We start from the raw sequence: 1,197 nt of genomic DNA, 5'->3' as shown, positions 1-1,197 counted from the left end.
AGCATCTGTCAACCGGCAGCGTAACAACCGAGAAGCTAGCTGACAATAGTGTTGGCGAGCAAGCGTTGCAAGATGAGTCGGTTACGCAGTCTAAGTTAGCGCTAGAATCAGTATTGGGCGAGCATGTGCAGTCCGAAACGCTGTCCGGAAAGCATCTGGAGCCAGAGTCATTGACTGGAAAACATCTGAAGCCAGAAACGGTCGAGGGCTACCACATTCAAAAAGGTACGATAACATTAGCCCATTTGGGTGATGACGTGGTTACTTTTGATAAAGTAGCAGATGAAAGCATTGTTGGCAGCAAACTGAAGTCAGGCTCAATTAGCAGTAAGCAGCTGKSGCTTGGAAGTGTAGAAGCRGAGCATCTGTCAACCGGCAGCGTRACTGMTGAGAAGCTGGCAGAAGGAAGCGTTGGCGAGCARGCRTTRCAARATGAGTCGGTWACRCAGTCTAAGTTAGCTCWAGACTCCGTATCGGGYGAGCATGTRCAGTYCGCATCGTTGTCCGGWAAGCATCTGAAGCCAGAGTCATTGTCTGGAAGAAGTCTGAAGTCAGAAACGGTCGAGGGYTATCACATTCAAAAAGGTACGATAACATTAGCCCATCTGGCTGACCATGTGCTTACTTTCGATAAAGTAACAGAGGATAGCATCGTTGGCAGTAAGATCAAGTCAGGTACAATCAGCAGTAAGCAGCTGGCGCTTGGAAGTGTAGGAACTGAGCATCTGTCAACCGGCAGCGTAACAACCGAGAAGCTAGCTGACAATAGTGTTGGMGAGCAAGCGTTGCAAGATGAGTCGGTTACGCAGTCTAAGTTAGCGCTAGAATCAGTATCGGGYGAGCATGTGCAGTCCGAAACGCTGTCCGGAAAGCATCTGGAGCCAGAGTCATTGACTGGAAAACATCTGAAGCCAGAAACGGTCGAGGGCWACAACATTCWAAAAGGTACGATAACATTAGCCCATTTGGGTGATGACGTGGTTACTTTTGATAAAGTAGCAGATGAAAGCATTGTTGGCAGCAARCTGAAGTCAGGCTCAATTAGCAGTAAGCAGCTGGCGCTTGGAAGTGTAGAAGCAGAGCATCTGTCAACCGGCAGCGTAACAACCGAGAAGCTAGCTGACAATAGTGTTGGAGAGCAAGCGTTGCAAGATGAGTCGGTTACGCAGTCTAAGTTAGCGCTAGAATCAGTATCGG

General features: G+C 48.7%; 1 pseudogene. It reads left to right on the top strand.

The window, feature by feature from the left end:
- Positions 1–1,197 (top strand): annotated as a pseudogene (locus tag AC1DWN_RS34050) (hypothetical protein); the annotation flags it as partial.

This window comes from Paenibacillus sp. P4_A7 (assembly GCF_056402455.1).
The sequence above is the reverse complement of the archived record's forward strand: the minus strand, read 5'-3'. Positions and strand labels throughout refer to the sequence as shown.